Here is a 17,147-nt window from a genome sequence, read left to right as displayed (position 1 = left end):
GGTTGGTCGCCAAAGAGAAAAGGCCGCCCCGGTGGGCGGCCTTTGCATCGATCAGGAGCGGAACAGGTTTTCTGCTGCTTCCATGTAATCGGATGTTTTGGGTTCGTCTTTTTTGCGATCGTCTTTCTTGCCGGGATAATCCGGTTCCGGATTGATCTGCAATTCTTCGGGCAGCGGATCGGGCTCGACATTCTTGACGACCTTTTCCGGGTTCTTGCTGCGCGCGATCACGACCTGTTTTTCAAGGTCCAGTTCGATGCAAAGACCCATGGTCACCGGGTTGCGCGGCGTCAGGTTGGCCGAGTTCCAATGCGTACGATCACGGATTTTGCCAATCGTGTCCTTGGTGGTCCCGATCAGTTTGCAAATCTGCGCATCCGAGAGTTCCGGATGGTGTTTGAGCAGCCATGCAATCGCATTCGGGCGATCCTGGCGTTTTGAAACCGGGGTGTAACGTGCGCCTTTGCCATGCGCGCGCGGACGCGGCAGATCGGACTTTGCCATTTTCAGCAATGCACGCGGATCGGCTTCGCAGCGGGCGATCTCGTCTTTGGTCAACTGACCATTGGCAACCGGATCAAGGCCGACAATCCCCTGATTGACATCGCCATCGGCGATGGCCTGAATTTCCAGTTCATGCAGCTCGGTAAAGGCTGCAATCTGCCGGAACGACAAGCCGGTATTGTCGATAAGCCATACGGCCGTTGCTTTGGGCATGAGGGGCTGAGCCATAATTCCTCCTGTTTACTCTTTCTCATCTGGAGACCGGCGATGGGATGAACCCCAAAAACGCGGGAATATTTGCCCCAGAATATAATCTGTTTTGGTGTTCCGGCAACGCTGCAAAGGCAACCCAAAGTGGGTGCCGCGCGTCGCTGGAACCGCCACAGCGCTCTTTTCGATCAATGTGCGGTTAAAAGCAACAATCTGTTGCAGGTTATCGAAAAGAATATTTCTTTTCGTCCCGCAATCAAAGGCCAGTTGCCAGGAAAGGGTGAAGCCGGTACTGACCGAATATGCCTTCAACCCCGATCCGTAAACGATCAAGGCACTTCCAGTACCACTTTTCCAACATGTGCGCCACCCCGCAAAATGTCGTGTGCGGCCTGGGCTTCATTCATCGGCAGGGTTTGGTAAATGACCGGTTTGATCGTGCCGTTTTCAAATAGTGGCCAGACCTGCTGGCGAAGTTTGCCTGCGATTGCGCCCTTGTTGGCAACCGGCTGGGCGCGCAGGGTTGATCCCATCAGGGTCAGGCGTTTTAACAGAAGCGGGGTAAAGTTGGTTTCGGCCTTTGGTCCGTTCAGGAAGGCAATGATCAAGATACGGCCTTCCATCGCAGCCGCCTTGAAATTGCGGCTGACATAATCGCCTGCGACCATATCAAGGATGACATCCGCCCCCTTGCCGTTGGTTGCGGTTTTTACCTCTTCGACGAAGTCCTGTGTTTTGTAGTTGATGGCGATGTCCGCGCCAAGATCCAGACAGGCCTGGCATTTTTCATCGGTGCCCGCCGTTGTGATCACGCGCGCGCCAAAAGCCCTGGCAAGCTGGATCGCGGTGGTGCCGATCCCCGATGTGCCGCCATGGACAAGGAATGTTTCGCCCTGTTTCAGCCCGGCCTTGTCGAACACATTATGCCAGACGGTAAAGAAGGTTTCGGGAAGGGATGCTGCTTCTGTCATGGAAAGACCGGCCGGGATCGGCAGGCATTGCGCGGCGGGGACAGCGGCATATTGGGCATAGCCGCCGCCAGTGACCAGGGCACAGACGCGATCACCGATTTTCCATTGCGTGACATCGGGGGCGGTGGCGACAATTTCGCCCGAAAGCTCCAGCCCCGGGATTTCCGACGCGCCGGGGGGCGGCGGATACATCCCGGCCACCTGCATCAGATCGGGCCGGTTGACGCCGGCGGCATGAATGCGGACCAGAACCTCGCCCTTTGCGATTTCGGGCGTCGCCACCTTGCCAGCGGCAAGATACCGGTTGTCGCCGTCGATACGGATTTCGATTGCCTGCATGTCTTTGGCAAGGTCCGGGGCAAGGTCTGGCAAGGTCATGACAAAACTCCATGGCGAATGATAAATTCGGTCACTATGTAATAGCGGGAAAAACGCCAAGGGCAAAATGTCAAAGGAGGATGACTGTGGAAGAAGACGACCTGCAAAAACCTTTGGCCGCGATGTTCGGCCTGCCGCGGAACCTTGACGGAATGTCGATTGAAAACCTTGTCGATTATCGATCCGCCCTTGAACAGGAACTGGTGCGCGTCGATGCGGCAATGGAGCATCGCAATGGCGTGCGTGCCGGGGCCGAGGCGCTTTTCAAGAACTGACGGGACGGGTGCGCCAAAACATTAAACGTGAGGATATATTTTTAAACCTCCGGTTAATTGAATGTTAAGCTTCCCGTCTTATATATGAGTAGTGGGCCAGAGCTTGGCCCCTTGTCGAACGTGATGTTTCGATGCCTCCCTGTTAAACTGAACCGCCCAAATTCAGGGCGGTTCTTTTTATGTTTTCGCCTTCTACGTACTGTTTATACGTATTTCGGTACGTATTAATACGTACTGTCATATTTCCGACATTAATTACCTTGACCCCTTGCCAACCGCTGGCTAGAGTTCCGCCACAAACAAGATCAAGAATAACAAAAAAGTCCGGCAAGTTTAGCAGGTTGAGGCAAGGCCGCCCTTTGGGGCGGTCTTTCTATTTCGGGGCAAATTCAGGGCAAATTCTGGCGGATGCTTGAAGCCCGGTGTCCGTTTCCCATATAAGCTTTATGGCAAAAAAGGATCACCCGACCGGGATCGGGCAACCCTATCAAAGCAACTTCGCGATTGTTCCTCTTTCGCGAACCTATGACGAGGCTTTCACCCTGCTGGTGGAGGCGCGTAATTATCTTTCCGCAAATCGAACCGCATCGCGCCATGGGATTCACGGCAGTGCCAAAATGAAGCAATTCGTTGAGGAGATGCGTATGACCAGCCGCCTGATCCGGGCGATGGCGTGGCTGCTTGCGGTGCGGGCGGTTGAAGAGGGCGAGATTGATTGGGAAGATGCCGTTGATCTTGATGATCTGATGGTCGATCTGAAAATCTGTGTTCGCGACGACTGCGACGAAGAAACAGGATTTCCCCCCGCCCTTCGCGATCTTATGGAACGGGCCCATTCGCTTTATATGCGAACGGCGCGGATGGAGCTTCAGGTCGCGGCACGCTGTTCAGCCTGAACAACGGTTTAGCCACCTTCACCTTATGCGGAATTGCGTGCCGATGCCGGTAAACAGTGCCCGTCAGGCGCGCGGGGTCGCGGCAAAGACTTCTATCGGTTCGGCAAAGCCTTTCATCTGGCGTGTGCCCTTGGATGTGAAGACCGCCCGGCTGCCGGCGTAGGTATCCTTCACGTTCTGCGATACCAGAATTTCATCACCGCCCGCCTGTGCGCAGACACGTGCGGCAAGCTGCACGACAGTGCCAAACAGATCGTTCTCTTCGGCAATGGCCTCGCCAGCATTGATGCCGATGCGAATCTGGAATTTCAGATCTTCGCGGCCATTATGCTGTGCCATGTTGCGCTGAATTTCGATGGCGGCTTCGACGGAGCTTGCAGATGACGGGAACACGGCCATGATGCCATCCCCCATATGCTTCACTTCCTTGCCATAGTTATTGATCAGGGCCGTGCGCACGATCTGGTTGTGGATATGCACCATCTTCTGGGCGCCGACATCACCCAGTTGCTGGGTCATCTGGGTCGAATTGACGATGTCGGTAAACATCAGCGCATGCAGCTTGTTATTTGCGTTTGCTGGCGCGCCAGTCGGCTTTTCGGACCATGACGCAATCGCACGCGACACCGATGTGGTGATGCTCTGCTCATCCTTCATGTAGGCATCCATCGAGCTTCTGCCCGCGCCATACATGTCCTTGTATTTTGGTTCCAGGATATAGCTGTCGACATTCTTGCAGAATGTGTCGGCCATATTGCGGGTTGCCCCAAGTGCGGAAATGCAGTCTTTCAGAACACTTCGTCCCTGACTGGTGCCAAGGGCGTTCTTCTCGCTACACGCGTCACAGGCACCGGCAACGTAAAGATTGACGCCGAACTTGTGATAGGCGTCCATGTTCGGGACGGTCCGCTTGATGGCTTCGATCGAGCCAGCGATGAAAGATTTCATGACCTCGCGCGTGGCCTGAAGGGCTGGCGTTACGGTCATTGGCTGATCGGGGATGCCGTCATCGCGCTGTTCGGATGCGGATTGGGTATCTTCGGTTTCATCCGTATCGATGTCGGGCATTGCTTCATTTTCAGAACGCGCAACCTCGGCTGCCATTTCTGCAAAACTGCCTGATAAGGACGGCCGGTTCGGCGATGCCGCCTTGCGCCCCGGTCTGGCGGAACGTTTGGCCACGGGCTGCTGCGCCGGCTCTTTTCGTGCCTTGCCCTTGAATTTGCTTGTGATGCTCATCAGCATCGGTGTCGCACTGGCAAGGAAGCCGACAATAAAGGATATGAAATTGGCCTTGTCGTAGAAGCCCTGACTGATCGAAAGCCCCATACGCGGCAGATATTCAAGCCCGTGAGATGCGCCAAGCATCGCGGCCAGACCGATGGCAATCGCGATGCAAAACGCCATCACCAGTTTCAGCGCCACAGCAATGAGGCCCGGGCTTTCATCGGGGCTTGCTGTTTTGACCTTTGTCCGGGCCGGTTTTAGGGCCGGGGTTGAAACCTTTTCGGGGGGGCTTGTCGGCGCGCGCGCCGGGGTCGGGCGGGATGGTGCAGGTGGGGTTGTCTGGGCTTTGTCCTTTGCGCCGCTTTGCCGCGTTTCATAGATGACATATTCATCCGCGGCATTGGTCGCATGGTTATAGACTTCGCGAATGACCTTCACAGCCGAGACGTGCGCCATCTTTTCAAGCGAGCGTGCCTCTTCCTCTGCCTGCTTTTTTTGCGCACCGGTAAAGTGGGCGTGAATTTCCCAACGCCCTGAACGGTCTTTTACATAGACTTCATAACTGACCTGGGTGCGCGCAATCACCTGGTTCATTCGGTTCGCCCAGTCTTCCTGACAATAGGGGGACCCCATCCCCGTTCTCCGCGCGGTATAGCGCCGGTTGAAGATTATGGCAAGAAAATGTCCAGATGACCATCAAATATGGCTAATGCCCTCGTATAGCTGGGTTGCAGAGGGCAGGCAGTACATTTGGGAGAGGCTATTTGACCGTACCACAGCACAAAAGAAAAACGCCCGCAGCATCATGAAGACGCTAGCGGGCGCTGATCCCATAGATCGCCAGAAAGGCGAAATCTGCTTAGTTATTACCGATATTGAAACCGGCGAAGCGTTTTTTGAACTTCGCGAGCTGACCGCCGCTGTCGAGCAGACGATGAACACCAGTCCAAGCCGGATGGCTTTTCGGATCGATGTCAAGCTTCAGAACGTCGCCCGGATTGCCCCAGGTCGATTTGGTGGTGAAGCTGCTGCCGTCCGTCATCTGAACGGTGATTTCATGGTAATCGGGATGGATATCTTTTTTCATCGCCTATCACTCCGGAATTTGAAGCGCGGTGTATAAGGGAAAAAATCGACCTATGCAACCCCTGTATCCGGGAATTATTGGATAAAGCCTGATTAACGGTTGCGGCAGGCGTTTTTTCCCAGCGGTCCGGGTGATATTGCACACCGCATCGGGTAATAATCCGTGGTTCCTGTGTGATGCAGACTTGCGCGAGACTCTTTATATAGTATGGTGCGCCAACATATGAAATTGTCGCCTTGCTAGGGGGCGTTTTGCCCCTTTTGACAGACGGAGTGTTGATCGTGGCCCTTGATGAAACCCGCTTCCATCAGCTTGCTGATGACACCATCGAAACCCTCTCGGATCATATAGATGACGAGATGGGCGATGATCTTGATGTCGATCTGCAATCGGGAATCCTGACGATCGAGCTCGACTCGGGTGAACAGTTCATCATCAATAAACATGGTCCGAACCGCCAGATATGGATGTCCTCGCCGGTCAGCGGAGCCAGCCATTATGATTTCGATGAAGACAATGAAAGCTGGACCTCGACCCGCGGGTCGACGACGCTGACCGATCAGCTTTCGGCTGATCTTGCGGTGAAGACCGGTCGGCGACTTGATCTCGACTGATCCGATCATGGAAATGGCAGGAAAAGCGTAAACTGGAAGGCTGCTGTGGCATTAAATCCTCGTACTTCACCCCGTCTTGCAGACAGGGACTCCAGTCGTAATTTCTCCGCTCTTCGCGCCATTATCCCCTTCGTTCGGCCCTACAGGTTGCAGGTTGCCGGTGCGATGGTGGCACTGGTTGTTGCGTCGGGCACGGTGCTTGCACTTGGCAGCGGGTTGCGCATGCTTGTTGATCAGGGGTTTGCCGATGGCAATGCCTCCCTGCTTGATCAGGCGCTTTTCGTTCTGTTTGCCGTAACGCTGCTTATGGCCGGGGCAAGCTATGCCCGATTCTTTCTGGTATCGTGGATCGGGGAGCGCGTGGTTGCCGATATCCGTTCGGCGGTTTATGCCCATATCATCCGGCTGGATCCGGGATTCTTTGAGGTTACCCGCACGGGTGAAGTCCTCTCGCGGCTGACAACCGACACCACCCTTTTGCAGGTCGTGATCGGATCAAGTGTTTCGATTGCGCTTCGCAATATCCTGATGTTTGTCGGCGGTCTGACCATGTTGGCGATCACCAGCCCCAAACTGACTGCACTTGTTTTGCTCGTCGTGCCGCTGGTGGTTGTGCCGATTATCGGCTATGGCCGCCGGGTGCGCCGCCTCTCGCGTGAGGCACAGGACCGCATCGCCGATGTCAGTGCCTTTTCCGAAGAATCGCTCAATGCTCTGCGCACCGTGCAGGCATATACCCACGAGAAGATCGAAAGCGAAAAGTTTGACGGCTTCGTCGAAGGTGCATTCAGAACGTCGATTTCGCGTATTTCGGCACGCGCCCTTCTGACCGCCATCGTTATCGTCATGGTCTTTGGTGCGGTGGGGACGATTTTGTGGATCGGCGGGCATGACGTGCTGGATGGTACGATTTCGGCCGGGGACCTTTCTGCCTTTGTGTTCTATGCCATTGTGGTTGCCGGTTCCGTTGGCGCGATCAGCGAAGTGATCGGTGATCTGCAACGTGCGGCGGGCGCGGCTGAACGCCTGATGGGGTTGCTTGAAACCGAACCGGCGATTGCCGCACCGGCAAACCCGGTCCAGATGCCGCAAAAACATCTTGGCCATGTCAGTTTTGAAAACGTCACTTTCCATTATCCGGCGCGTCCGGACCGCTCGGCACTGACCGGTTTTTCGTTGCAGGTCAAACCGGGGGAAACCGTGGCGCTTGTCGGCCCGTCGGGTGCGGGCAAAACAACGGTGTTTCAGCTTCTGCTGCGATTCTATGATCCGGCAAGCGGCGTGATCAAGGTTGATGATGTCGATATTCGCACCGCCGATCCGATAGCCGTACGCGAGCGGATTGGTCTGGTGGCGCAGGATCCGGTGATTTTTGCCGCCAATGCGTGGGAAAACATCCGCTATGGCCGCCCTGACGCGTCCGACGAGGACGTCCGGGCGGCGGCTGATGCTGCCCATGCAACCGAATTCCTTGATCGGTTGCCCGACGGTTTTGACAGCTTCCTGGGGGAAAGGGGAGTTCGTCTTTCTGGTGGGCAGCGCCAGCGCATCGCGATTGCGCGCGCAATCCTGCGCAACCCGTCGGTACTGCTGCTTGACGAAGCCACCAGTGCGCTGGATGCCGAAAGCGAGCAGGTGGTTCAGAAGGCACTTGAAACCATCATGAAAACCCGCACCACACTTGTGATTGCCCACCGTCTGGCAACGGTGCTGCATGCGGACCGGATCGCGGTGATTGATGACGGAAAGCTGATTGCTATTGGCACCCATCAGGAACTTATGGAATCAAACCCGCTTTATGGACGTCTGGCCAGGTTGCAGTTCGAACAGGACGCGGCATAGGCGCTAACAATCGGCTATGGATTGAAAAACGAGCAAGGGCGGCCCCGTCGGGCCGCCCTTTTCTTGTTTCCGAGGGGATTAATGCCGCCCCTAAAACCCAAGTCGATCCGCCAGACTGTGCCATTTCATGATCGCGGGCAGGAACCATGGATGGCCGGTATAGAACGGGCGGGTCTTGAAGGGGAATTCTTCAAAGATTGTGTAGCCTTCGGCCTGATCAAGCACCTTTTGCGCAATCTTGCGTCCGAAGTAATTCGCCCGTCCCACACCCGATCCGCAATAGCCCATGGCATAATGCATGCCGTCCATTACCCCGATATGGGGGACATGATCGAACGTGTAGGCGATTTTGCCCGACCAGACGTAATCAAGTTTTGCGTTTGAGAGCTGCGGGAACAGGCGCGTCATGAAGTTTTGCAGGTATTTATGATATATCTGCGGGCAATCTCCATAACCAAGCGACCGCCCGCCAAACAGGATGCGTTTGCCATCGGGGGAGGGGCGGTAATAGACCGACAGGCGTTCGGTGCTGCCATGACAGCGTAGTTTGGGTGACACCGACCGGATGACGGATTCCGGCAATTCTTCGGTTGCGATCATCGCGGATCGGATCGGAATCAGGCGGCGTTTGAATTTACCAAACGGCCCGCCGGTATAGCCGTTGGTCGCGATGATGACATGATCGGCGGTGATATTTTTGTCATCGACACCGACGATGAACTGGCTGTTGTTTTTGATCACCTGACGTACGGGACTGTGATCAAACAGCAATGCCCCGTCGCGCTTTGCAATTTCACACAGGCCCTGAAAAAGCTTGGCCGGATGAACCGCACCATCAGTCGGATAAACCACACCGCCGTAATAGGCGTTTGATCCGACTTCGTCGCCCTGTTGGGCGCGGCTGATTTCAATCGCGGGGAAGTCGACAATCTTGGCGATTTCGCTGGCCTGTTCGATCAGACCGGCATAGTGAGCGGGGTGACTGGCGCCGCGAAAACGTCCGCATATCTGAAGGTCGCAATCGATCTGTTCGTCGCGAATGAAATTCACCAGCCAGTTAAAGGCCGACAGACTTTCGCGGATCGTGGCGTGAACCTGTTCGCGGCCATATTGGCGTTCAAGGCCATTTTCACCCAGCTTGCTGAAGCTTGGGCCAAGCATCCCGCCATTGCGGCTGCTGGCACCGTTGCCGAACGCGTCGGCTTCGAAAACGACGACCTTCTGACCGGCGCGGGCAAGGGTGATGGCGGCCGAGATGCCGGTATAGCCCCCGCCGATAATTACGGTATCGGCACGGTCGGGAAGATCGCGATGGTTGAGCGATGTTTCAGGTTTTTTCGGCGCGATGGCCGCCTGCCAATAAGGCGCATGGATATAGTTCGATGAATGTTTTGCCAACATCTCGATGTGTTCCGTTTCAGGGCGTGTATCGGGGATTAGGGGACTAGGACCTAAAGAATGTGATTGAGGAACTCCCGCGTGCGATCCCATTGCGGATGCAAGAGGACTTGCTCAGGTGGGCCAACTTCAACAATTTCGCCGTCCTGCATGAACACCACGCGGTCTGCGACCTGACGGGCGAACTGCATTTCGTGGGTGACACACACCATGGTCATGCCGGTTTCAGCAAGTTTGACCATCACATCAAGCACCTCCTTGACCATTTCCGGATCAAGGGCGGATGTCGGTTCATCAAACAGCATGATTTTCGGATCCATCGCGAGTGACCGCGAAATCGCCACGCGCTGCTGTTGACCGCCGGAGAGCTGCCCGGGGAAGCGATCCGCAAGGTGCTCGATGCCAACACGTTCAAGCAATCCCATGGCGATATCGCGGGCTTCGCTTTCGGTTTTCTTACGCAACCATGTCAGGCCAAGCGTGCAGTTCTGTAAAACCGTAAGATGGGGAAACAGATTAAAGTTCTGAAATACCATGCCCATGGTTTGATGAATGAACCGGTCACTTTTCTGGTCGCGGGCAAGCTCCTGCCCAAAGACGCAAATCCGGCCTTCCTGATATTCTTCAAGATGATTGAGGCAGCGGATCAAAGTGGACTTGCCGGAGCCAGAGGGGCCGCACACCACCATGATTTCCTGCTCGCCAACGGTCAGGGAGACGTCACGCAATGCGTGATAGGATCCAAACCATTTGTTCAGGTTATCGATTTCAATGGCCGGGCGGGACAGTTTGCCTGCCGGTGCCTGCGGATCAGACAGAGTCATGAGCGATGCGCTTTCAGTCGTTTTTCAAGGTTCAGGCTGTATTGCGACATGCCGTAGCACATCACAAAGAACAGGATCGAAATCAGGGCAAGCGGCTCTGTATGCAGGCCGATCCAGTTTTTGTCGTTGGAGATATTGCGCGCCATCAGCATGATGTCGAACAGGCCGATGATCGAAACCAGGGTCGTGTCTTTGAGCATGCTGATAAAGGATGTCATGATGTTCGGGATCATCAGCCGCATCGCCTGTGGCAGAATGATCAGGCCCATCGTCAGCCAATAGCCAAGCCCCAGTGTCTGGGCGGCTTCATATTGGCCGTCGGGAATGGCTTGCAGGCCGCCGCGGATGTTTTCGGCCATATAGGCCCCGGCAAACAGGCAAACCGCAAACAGGACTTGCGAGAGTTTGTCGGGCTCGGCACCACTTGGCAAAAAGATCGGCAAAAGGGTGACGGCCATGAACAGAACGGTAATCAGCGGCACCGCGCGCACCAGTTCGATCAGCATCATCGATAACCAGTGAATGACTGGTAGTTTCGAGCGTCGCCCGAGTGCCAGCAGAATACCAACCGGAATGGACATGGTAATCGCAAAGGACGCGATGATCAGTGTGAGGAACAATCCGCCCCAACGATCCACTGGAACAGGTTCCAGATTTACCTGCGCCAGTGCGACGCCGCAAAGGATCGACAGAACGGCCCAGACCAGCAGGAAACCGTTCATATGTTGCCCGCGCCGAAACAGCTTTGATGTCAGCGGTGTCACCCTTTCCGGCAGCGAAGATTGCCCGGCGGCACACAGCATCCAGTTCAGATAAAGCAGGATGAAGTAGCCCGCCGCCAGCGACGTAAAGACCATATGAATGATCCCGACATCCTGTCCGAAGGTGCCGCCAAGGAACATATAGGCCCCAAGAAACGGATACAGGGTGATCCAGCTGATCAGGATGGAATTGCGATAGGCAATGCGCCGGTTCATCAGGGGCAATAACCACAAAAGCCCCATGACGACACCGCCATTGACGCGCCATTGTTCTTCATCCGGATAACGCCCGTAAATCAGGCCGTTAAACCAGTCGATCACACCGGCCCAGCAGGCACCATCCGGGCTTATATCCATGCATTCGCGCCGGGTGGCCGCATTCCACACCGCGTTGAAGACAGCCCAGTCGAGAAACGATTTTGCGACATAGTAGATCAGCACCAGAACCGAGATGGTCAGCAGGCTGTTGCCGATGCTGTTAAAGCATTGCTTTTGAATGCGGCGTAGCAGGTTTTGCTCGTTCGTGGCCGGAAGGCGGGGCGGGGTGGGAACGAAATGTTTGAGCTTTTGTTCAGACATTGCTTACCTCGCCTTGATTTGCACGTGGGCGTTATATTTGTTGAGCAGATATGAAATGATCAGACTGACCACGACGTAAAAGCCCATCACCATCGAAATGATCTCGATCGCGCGCCCCGTCTGGTTGACCGATGTCTGCATAAAGACCGACACCAGTTCGGGAAAGCCGATGGCAACGGCAAGCGACGAATCCTTGGTCGCGACCAGCCAGGAATTGGCAAGCGGGGGAATAATGGCGCGAACGGCCTGCGGAATCAGGATCAGGCGAAGCGTTTGAAACCGTGAAAAGCCGATGGTCGCGGCGGCTTCATGTTGTCCCTTGCTGATGGATTCCATACCCGCACGCACGGTTTCGGCAATGGCGGCGGACCGGTAAACCGTCATTGCGATAAAGGCCGCGCCAAATGCCGAGGGCAAAAACATGCCACCCTCGATATTGAAGCCCTGCAACGCCGGGACGGACCAGCGCAATGAACTGCCAACGATCAGGGCCATGCCACATAACACAAGCCCCCAGAGGGCAAAGGCGATCCGATACGAACGGCTGACCGATCCGCTTTGGCGTTGCTGGCGACGTATGCCACGCAGAAGGAACCAGAGTGTGCCAAACAAAGTCAGGCTTCCTGCCGCAATCAGCCAGCCGGACATATCGGTGACAGCGGATGGCATGTAAAAGCCGCGATTGTTCAAAAAGACCAGCCCGGCAAACCCGTAACCACTGCGCGGTGGCGGCAGGGCGGAAAAGACGGTGGTGAACCAGAAAATAATCTGGATCAGCAGCGGGACATTACGGACGACCTCGACATAACAACGCGCCAGTTGCGATACCAACGGGTTATGGGACAGGCGCAAAATGCCAACAATGGTGCCGATAAGGGTGCCAAAGACAATGACACAGAAGGACAGGAACAGGGTGTTGACGATCCCGACCAGAAAGACCCGCCAATAGCTCATGCTCGGGTCATAGGCGATCAGGCTCCAGCTTATGTCAAAGCCGGCGGTCGTTTGCAGAAAGTCAAACCCGAAACTCAGACCGAGCCTGTCAAGGTTCTGTGCCGAATTTGAAAACAGATACAAAAGAACTGCCAGCACAAGGCCAAGCGTTGCGGCCTGTATGACCACGCCACGTGTTGAATCCTTGTTCAGGCAGGAGAAAATGCTGTTCGCGATGCCAGGTTTTGGACGCGATGGCGAAATAAAGTTCATACCGGATAACCGTGGGAATGTGGGGCATTCAGGCAGGCTGGATCACCAGCCCGCCTGAATGTACGGAATTAACGGAATGACTTTGCATACATCAGGCCGCCATCCTGCCAAAGGGCATTCAGCGTGCCTTCGCGATCCAGACCGAGAATGCTGTTCGGGCCGACATTGCGTTCATAGATTTCGCCGTAATTGCCAACATTCTTGATGACCTGATAGGCCCAGTCCTGCGGCAACCCGAGGCCGACATGCAGATCGCCTTCGACCCCCAGAATACGACGGACGATCGGGCTTTCCGAATTGGCGCGCATGTCATCAACATTTTCCGAGGTGATGCCGTATTCCTCGGCGGCCACCATCGCCTGGAAGGTCCATTTCACGACATTGGCCCATTCGCTGTCGTTCTGTTTGACGGCAAATGACAGGGCTTCTTTCGAAATGGTTTCGGGCAGAACAACATAATCTGCCGGGTTCGGTGCGGCGGAACGTTGTGCCGCAAGGCCGGACTTGTCATTGGTCAGTGCATCGCAGTTGTCGTTAAAGAACGCGGTGTTACGCACGGCCGAATCATCGAAAACAACCGTTTTCAGGTCCAGACCATGTGTCCGGCTGTAATCGGCAAGGTTCAGTTCGCTTGAAGTGCCGGTCAGCACGCAGACCGTCGCACCTTTAAGTTCTTTGACGGACGTGACACCAAGGTCCTTGCGGACCATGAAGCCCTGACCGTCATAGAAATAGGTGTCAAGGAAGTCGAGGCCCTGGCTTACATCACGTGACAGCGTCCAGGTCATGCCTTTGGAAAGGATGTCGCCCTTGCCGCTTTTGATCGTGGTAAAGCTCTGTGCCCACTGAACCGGCAGGAAGTTGACCTTGCCTGCATCTCCGAAAACGGCTGCGGCAACACCACGGCACATATCGATATCCATGCCCTGCCATTCGCCTTCCTTGTTCAGGCTGTAAAAGCCCGGGAAGGAGTTCCCGATCACACAGCTAACACTGCCGCGATCCTTGACGGTCTGAAGTGTCGATGTGCCTTCTTCGGCCTGACTGGCCGACGTCTGGACGAAAATCATGGCTGCACTGACAGCCAGAGCCGAGGCAAATTTATTCATTATGCTTCCCTGATTAAGGTTCTTGTTGATGCTGTTTCTGCAAACCGGTTTTCCGTATCGCAGTCTGTGATGCCGCTGCATCAGACGCGATTTCCGGCCCCCGGCGCAAAATCATCGTGATCCTAGGATAAGAACAAGAATAATGGTATTGAATGTTTTTAATGGTTCGATAACTTTGAGTTATGATTGATGAATATCAAGCGTTTACGGATATTTCACGAGGTTTTTGTCACTGGCAGCATCACCCGCGCGGCCGAACGAAGCTTCGTCAGCCAGCCTGCTGCCAGCAAGATGCTGGCGAATTTCGAGGCAGAAATCGGTTACAAGCTGTTTGTGCGGCATAACGGTAAACTTCTGCCGACCGACGAAGCGCACTTTCTGCATGATGAAGTTTATTCAATCCTGCAGGGGCTCAGCCATCTGGAAGACAGTCTGAAAGCGGCGCGCAATAATAAGGGCGGGCGTCTGCGGATCTGTTCAATCTTTGGGCCTGCCTATCGCTTTTTGCCGGAACTGATTGCCGATTACATGAAAAAGAATCCCGGTGTGCAGGTCAGCCTGCACCATGCCGGCTGTTCAGTGATCCGGCAGGGGGTGGCATCCGGGCAGTATCAGATCGGACTGGTGGATAAATCCGAAAGCTCGCTGAGCCATGAATCGGTTTCGATGGATTTGCCATGCTTCTGTGCCGTTCCACTTGATCATCCTGCGGCACAGCTTGATGAAGTGACATTGGCGGATGCCGGAACATCCCCCTGGATCACGCTTGATTCGGAAAATGCCACCACACGGGAATTGCGCCGGGCTTATGACGATGCCGGGATCACGTTCAATCGTATCATCGAGGTCCATACGACGGTTCATGCCATGTCGTTTGTCAATCTCGGCATGGGTTTGACATTGGTAGATGCTCTTAATTGCCGGTATTTCAGCGATGCCTTCAACTTTCCCAATATCCGGTTGCTGCCGTTTCGTCCTCGCATTATGGAGCCATTGGAAATCATTACGTCCAACGTGCGGCCGTTATCGGGTATGGCACGTGATTTCTATGACGGTCTTATTCTTGAACTGGATAAAATGCTGGGTGGTGAACAGGCACCAAAAGCATAAAGCCCGCCAGATGGCGGGCTTGCTAAATTTTCAGGAAGTGCTGTTTATTCGGCGCTGGCGACTTTGCGGTTATGCATCGAAAGTTCGGCATATTGTCCGCGGAGCCCCTCTGCCTTGGCCAGGAAAGTTTTCAGCTCGTTGCCTTTCAGGGTCTTGCCGCTGGGCATCTTGACCTTGATCGGGTTGACCTGTGCATTGTTTTTCAGGATTTCGAAGTGAAGGTGGGGCCCGGTTGAAGCACCTGTGGTGCCGACATATCCGATCACATCCCCCTGCTTGACCCGCGATCCCTGTTTAAGGCCTTTGGCGAAGCCCTTCATATGGGCATATGCGGTATCGTACGAATCGTTGTGGCGCAGACGGATATAGTTCCCGTACCCGCCATTGCGACCGATTTTGGCAACAGTACCGTTACCGGCCGCAAAAATCGGGGTCCCTGGCGGGGCGGCAAAGTCCACGCCCTTATGCATTTTGGTAAAACCGAGAATCGGGTGCTTGCGGGCACCAAAGCCCGATGACAGGCGTGCGCCGTTGATGGGCGTACGCATCAGGGCACGGCGATACGATTCGCCCTTCTGGTTATAAAAGTCGACATCGCCATTGCTGTCTTTATAGGAATAAAGACGGACATTGTTGCCGCTCAGCGTCATGCTGGCATAAACGACATCGCCATAGCGAACGCGCTCGCCGGAATCGTTGCGCAATTCTTCAAACATTACCTCGAAACTGTCACCCGGCTGGATGTCGCGCTGGAAGTCGACTTCGTAGGAATAAAGTTCAATCAGTTCCATCAGCACCGAAAGCGGCATACCGTTCTTTTCAGCGGCAAGGAACAGGCTCTGATCAATTACGCCGGATGAAACATTGCGCACAGGGGTCAGTGCGACCTTGTCACTCGACGCGGTAAAGCCGTCATCGGTGCGGGAAACCAGAACAACGGTTTCGGGATCAGGCTGGAAACGGAGCGTGTCAAAAAGTCCGCTGTCACCCTCGGTGTCGCTGGCATAAACAAGGTCAAATTCCTGGCCAGCGCGCAGTTTGCGGGGATTGTAAACATCGCGAAGGGCTTCGATGGCATTGAACGCAACCGACCGTTCCAGTCCCGCCGCAGTTAAAGTTGCCATCAGGTTGGAACCTTTTTCCAACACAACCGTTTCAAGACGGGGTTCGTTATCGGGCAGGTTGGCCGTTTCGGTCACACCGGATGGGGGAGAAGCGCTTAACTCGCTTTCAGCAGCACTGGCTGATAAAGCGGTATCCGAAGCGTTGGAGTAATGGTCAGAGAGGATGAAACCCGCAGTCCCCCCCAAGATTGCCATGATGGTGGCAATAGATACCAAGTCTCTTCCGGCCATTGCCGCAGAACTCCCCTAGAACTAATAATGCAGTGTGCCCAGCGAGTTGCTCTTTGCGGCAACATCGGCACGAACCTTATACAAAAAAGACTCGTAAATGTGAAATGCCAATTCGCAACTGGTCGGACACTGTCCCGATAAGGTCATGATGCCGGGATATGGTTTACGAACCGTTGAAATGATCAAGGCAGGCGCTTCACAAGAACGACGCTGATCTGAATGGCGAGAATGGCAAGAAAATGGCAGCGTGTTAACCATTTAAATTCACACCTTTTGTCGATGCGTATGATCGCTGGCCAAAATGTGTGCCGGTATCTGCGAATCACCATCCTGAATGTTGCGCTGCCGGGGCCGGACGGCATCCGGCGCACTCCATGATTCGTACACTTATATATATGTGTGTAAATTGCCGGTGATGGCCCGGTGTTTTGGCATAGGCTTTTCGGGGGAAATCTGATTTCACGACGGCTCGTTATATATATGTGTTCGCAAAAGACGACCGGGGTGGGGTGAAAGGCTGTGGATGCCCGTTTTGTGCTGTGCAAAATGGTGGCGCGGTGGTGCTAAGGGTGAAACGGCTGTTTTCTGCGGTTGGCGTAATCGGGGAAATGCAATTCCTAACCATATGGTCAAAATGATGCTGCGGCGCACTCAATCAGACAGTGATATGGCGGGTTGTGGCGGAAATTAAGGGAAAAGCGGCTTTCCAACTTTTTGCGTTTTTAGCGCGTTTTTTTCCAAAAAAGGGTTTGACAGTTCCTTGGGTGGGGCCTATAACCCGCCTCCACCGACGGGGTGCGG

The 17,147-nt window shown here is 54.7% G+C and carries 16 protein-coding genes; 5 read left to right on the top strand and 11 right to left on the bottom strand.

Features of this window, described 5'->3' with window-relative positions; translation table 11 throughout:
• Window positions 1-51 precede the first annotated feature (51 nt).
• From TH468_RS09840 to TH468_RS09830, 3 genes are read right to left on the bottom strand one after another with little or no spacing between them, the layout of a single operon-like run.
• Window positions 52-732: a DUF1013 domain-containing protein gene (locus tag TH468_RS09840; RefSeq protein WP_040060006.1), complete on the bottom strand. Its 681-nt coding sequence runs from the start codon at window positions 730-732 to the stop codon at window positions 52-54.
• Between the two features lie 12 nt (window positions 733-744).
• Window positions 745-1,047, bottom strand: coding sequence for a hypothetical protein (locus TH468_RS09835; RefSeq protein ID WP_085643694.1), 303 nt, complete (start codon window positions 1,045-1,047; stop codon window positions 745-747).
• Complete coding sequence (locus TH468_RS09830) at window positions 1,044-2,063, bottom strand: NAD(P)H-quinone oxidoreductase (protein ID WP_085643692.1); 1,020 nt, start codon at window positions 2,061-2,063, stop codon at window positions 1,044-1,046. The genes TH468_RS09835 and TH468_RS09830 overlap by 4 nt, the downstream gene beginning before the upstream one ends.
• Before the next feature lie 80 nt (window positions 2,064-2,143).
• On the opposite strand from TH468_RS09830, the gene TH468_RS09825 reads away from it, so the two are divergent.
• Both TH468_RS09825 and TH468_RS09820 read left to right on the top strand, forming a co-directional pair.
• Window positions 2,144-2,338 carry a DUF1192 domain-containing protein gene (locus TH468_RS09825; protein ID WP_062953427.1) on the top strand — a complete coding sequence of 65 codons (195 nt, stop codon included), beginning with the start codon at window positions 2,144-2,146 and terminating at the stop codon, window positions 2,336-2,338.
• 422 nt (window positions 2,339-2,760) lie between these two features.
• Window positions 2,761-3,234, top strand: a complete 474-nt coding sequence (locus tag TH468_RS09820; protein WP_246832284.1) for a DUF1465 family protein — start codon at window positions 2,761-2,763, stop codon at window positions 3,232-3,234.
• Between the two features lie 63 nt (window positions 3,235-3,297).
• Here TH468_RS09820 and TH468_RS09815 read toward each other — a convergent pair whose 3' ends face one another.
• On the bottom strand, window positions 3,298-5,094 hold the full coding sequence (locus tag TH468_RS09815; protein ID WP_246832283.1) for an adenylate/guanylate cyclase domain-containing protein: 1,797 nt from the start codon (window positions 5,092-5,094) through the stop codon (window positions 3,298-3,300).
• Between the two features lie 226 nt (window positions 5,095-5,320).
• Complete coding sequence (gene rpmE / locus TH468_RS09810; RefSeq protein WP_007092400.1) at window positions 5,321-5,548, bottom strand: 50S ribosomal protein L31; 228 nt, start codon at window positions 5,546-5,548, stop codon at window positions 5,321-5,323.
• A 281-nt stretch (window positions 5,549-5,829) separates the two neighbouring features.
• Here rpmE and cyaY point away from each other — a divergent pair, with 281 nt between their 5' ends.
• Both cyaY and TH468_RS09800 read left to right on the top strand, forming a co-directional pair.
• The gene (cyaY, locus tag TH468_RS09805) at window positions 5,830-6,162 is read left to right on the top strand and encodes an iron donor protein CyaY (protein WP_007092401.1); all 333 of its coding nucleotides are present in this window, start codon (window positions 5,830-5,832) and stop codon (window positions 6,160-6,162) included.
• A 45-nt stretch (window positions 6,163-6,207) separates the two neighbouring features.
• Window positions 6,208-8,004, top strand: coding sequence for an ABC transporter transmembrane domain-containing protein (locus TH468_RS09800; protein WP_085643686.1), 1,797 nt, complete (start codon window positions 6,208-6,210; stop codon window positions 8,002-8,004).
• Between the two features lie 90 nt (window positions 8,005-8,094).
• Here TH468_RS09800 and TH468_RS09795 read toward each other — a convergent pair whose 3' ends face one another.
• From TH468_RS09795 to TH468_RS09775, 5 genes are all read right to left on the bottom strand, one after another.
• Window positions 8,095-9,405 carry an FAD-binding oxidoreductase gene (locus TH468_RS09795; protein ID WP_085643684.1) on the bottom strand — a complete coding sequence of 437 codons (1,311 nt, stop codon included), beginning with the start codon at window positions 9,403-9,405 and terminating at the stop codon, window positions 8,095-8,097.
• Between the two features lie 50 nt (window positions 9,406-9,455).
• A complete protein-coding gene (locus TH468_RS09790; protein WP_007092404.1) occupies window positions 9,456-10,226 on the bottom strand; it encodes an amino acid ABC transporter ATP-binding protein in 771 nt (256 codons plus the stop codon).
• Complete coding sequence (locus TH468_RS09785) at window positions 10,223-11,566, bottom strand: amino acid ABC transporter permease (RefSeq protein WP_085643683.1); 1,344 nt, start codon at window positions 11,564-11,566, stop codon at window positions 10,223-10,225. Before TH468_RS09785 ends, TH468_RS09790 begins: the two co-directional genes overlap by 4 nt.
• A 3-nt stretch (window positions 11,567-11,569) precedes the next feature.
• Complete coding sequence (locus TH468_RS09780; RefSeq protein WP_085643681.1) at window positions 11,570-12,772, bottom strand: amino acid ABC transporter permease; 1,203 nt, start codon at window positions 12,770-12,772, stop codon at window positions 11,570-11,572.
• 68 nt (window positions 12,773-12,840) lie between these two features.
• Entirely contained in the window at window positions 12,841-13,881 is a 1,041-nt protein-coding gene (locus TH468_RS09775; RefSeq protein ID WP_085644189.1) for an amino acid ABC transporter substrate-binding protein, read from the bottom strand.
• 189 nt (window positions 13,882-14,070) lie between these two features.
• On the opposite strand from TH468_RS09775, the gene TH468_RS09770 reads away from it, so the two are divergent.
• The gene (locus TH468_RS09770; protein WP_085643679.1) at window positions 14,071-14,991 is read left to right on the top strand and encodes a LysR family transcriptional regulator; all 921 of its coding nucleotides are present in this window, start codon (window positions 14,071-14,073) and stop codon (window positions 14,989-14,991) included.
• 44 nt (window positions 14,992-15,035) lie between these two features.
• On the opposite strand, the gene TH468_RS09765 is transcribed toward TH468_RS09770, so the two are convergent.
• On the bottom strand, window positions 15,036-16,346 hold the full coding sequence (locus TH468_RS09765) for a peptidoglycan DD-metalloendopeptidase family protein (protein ID WP_246832282.1): 1,311 nt from the start codon (window positions 16,344-16,346) through the stop codon (window positions 15,036-15,038).
• Between the last annotated feature and the right edge of the window lie 801 nt (window positions 16,347-17,147).

It is taken from the genome of Thalassospira sp. MCCC 1A03138, from assembly GCF_002115785.1.
Taxonomy (GTDB): Bacteria; Pseudomonadota; Alphaproteobacteria; order Rhodospirillales; family Thalassospiraceae; genus Thalassospira.
Note: the sequence above shows the minus strand (reverse complement) of the source record. Positions and strands in the feature narration are given on the sequence as shown.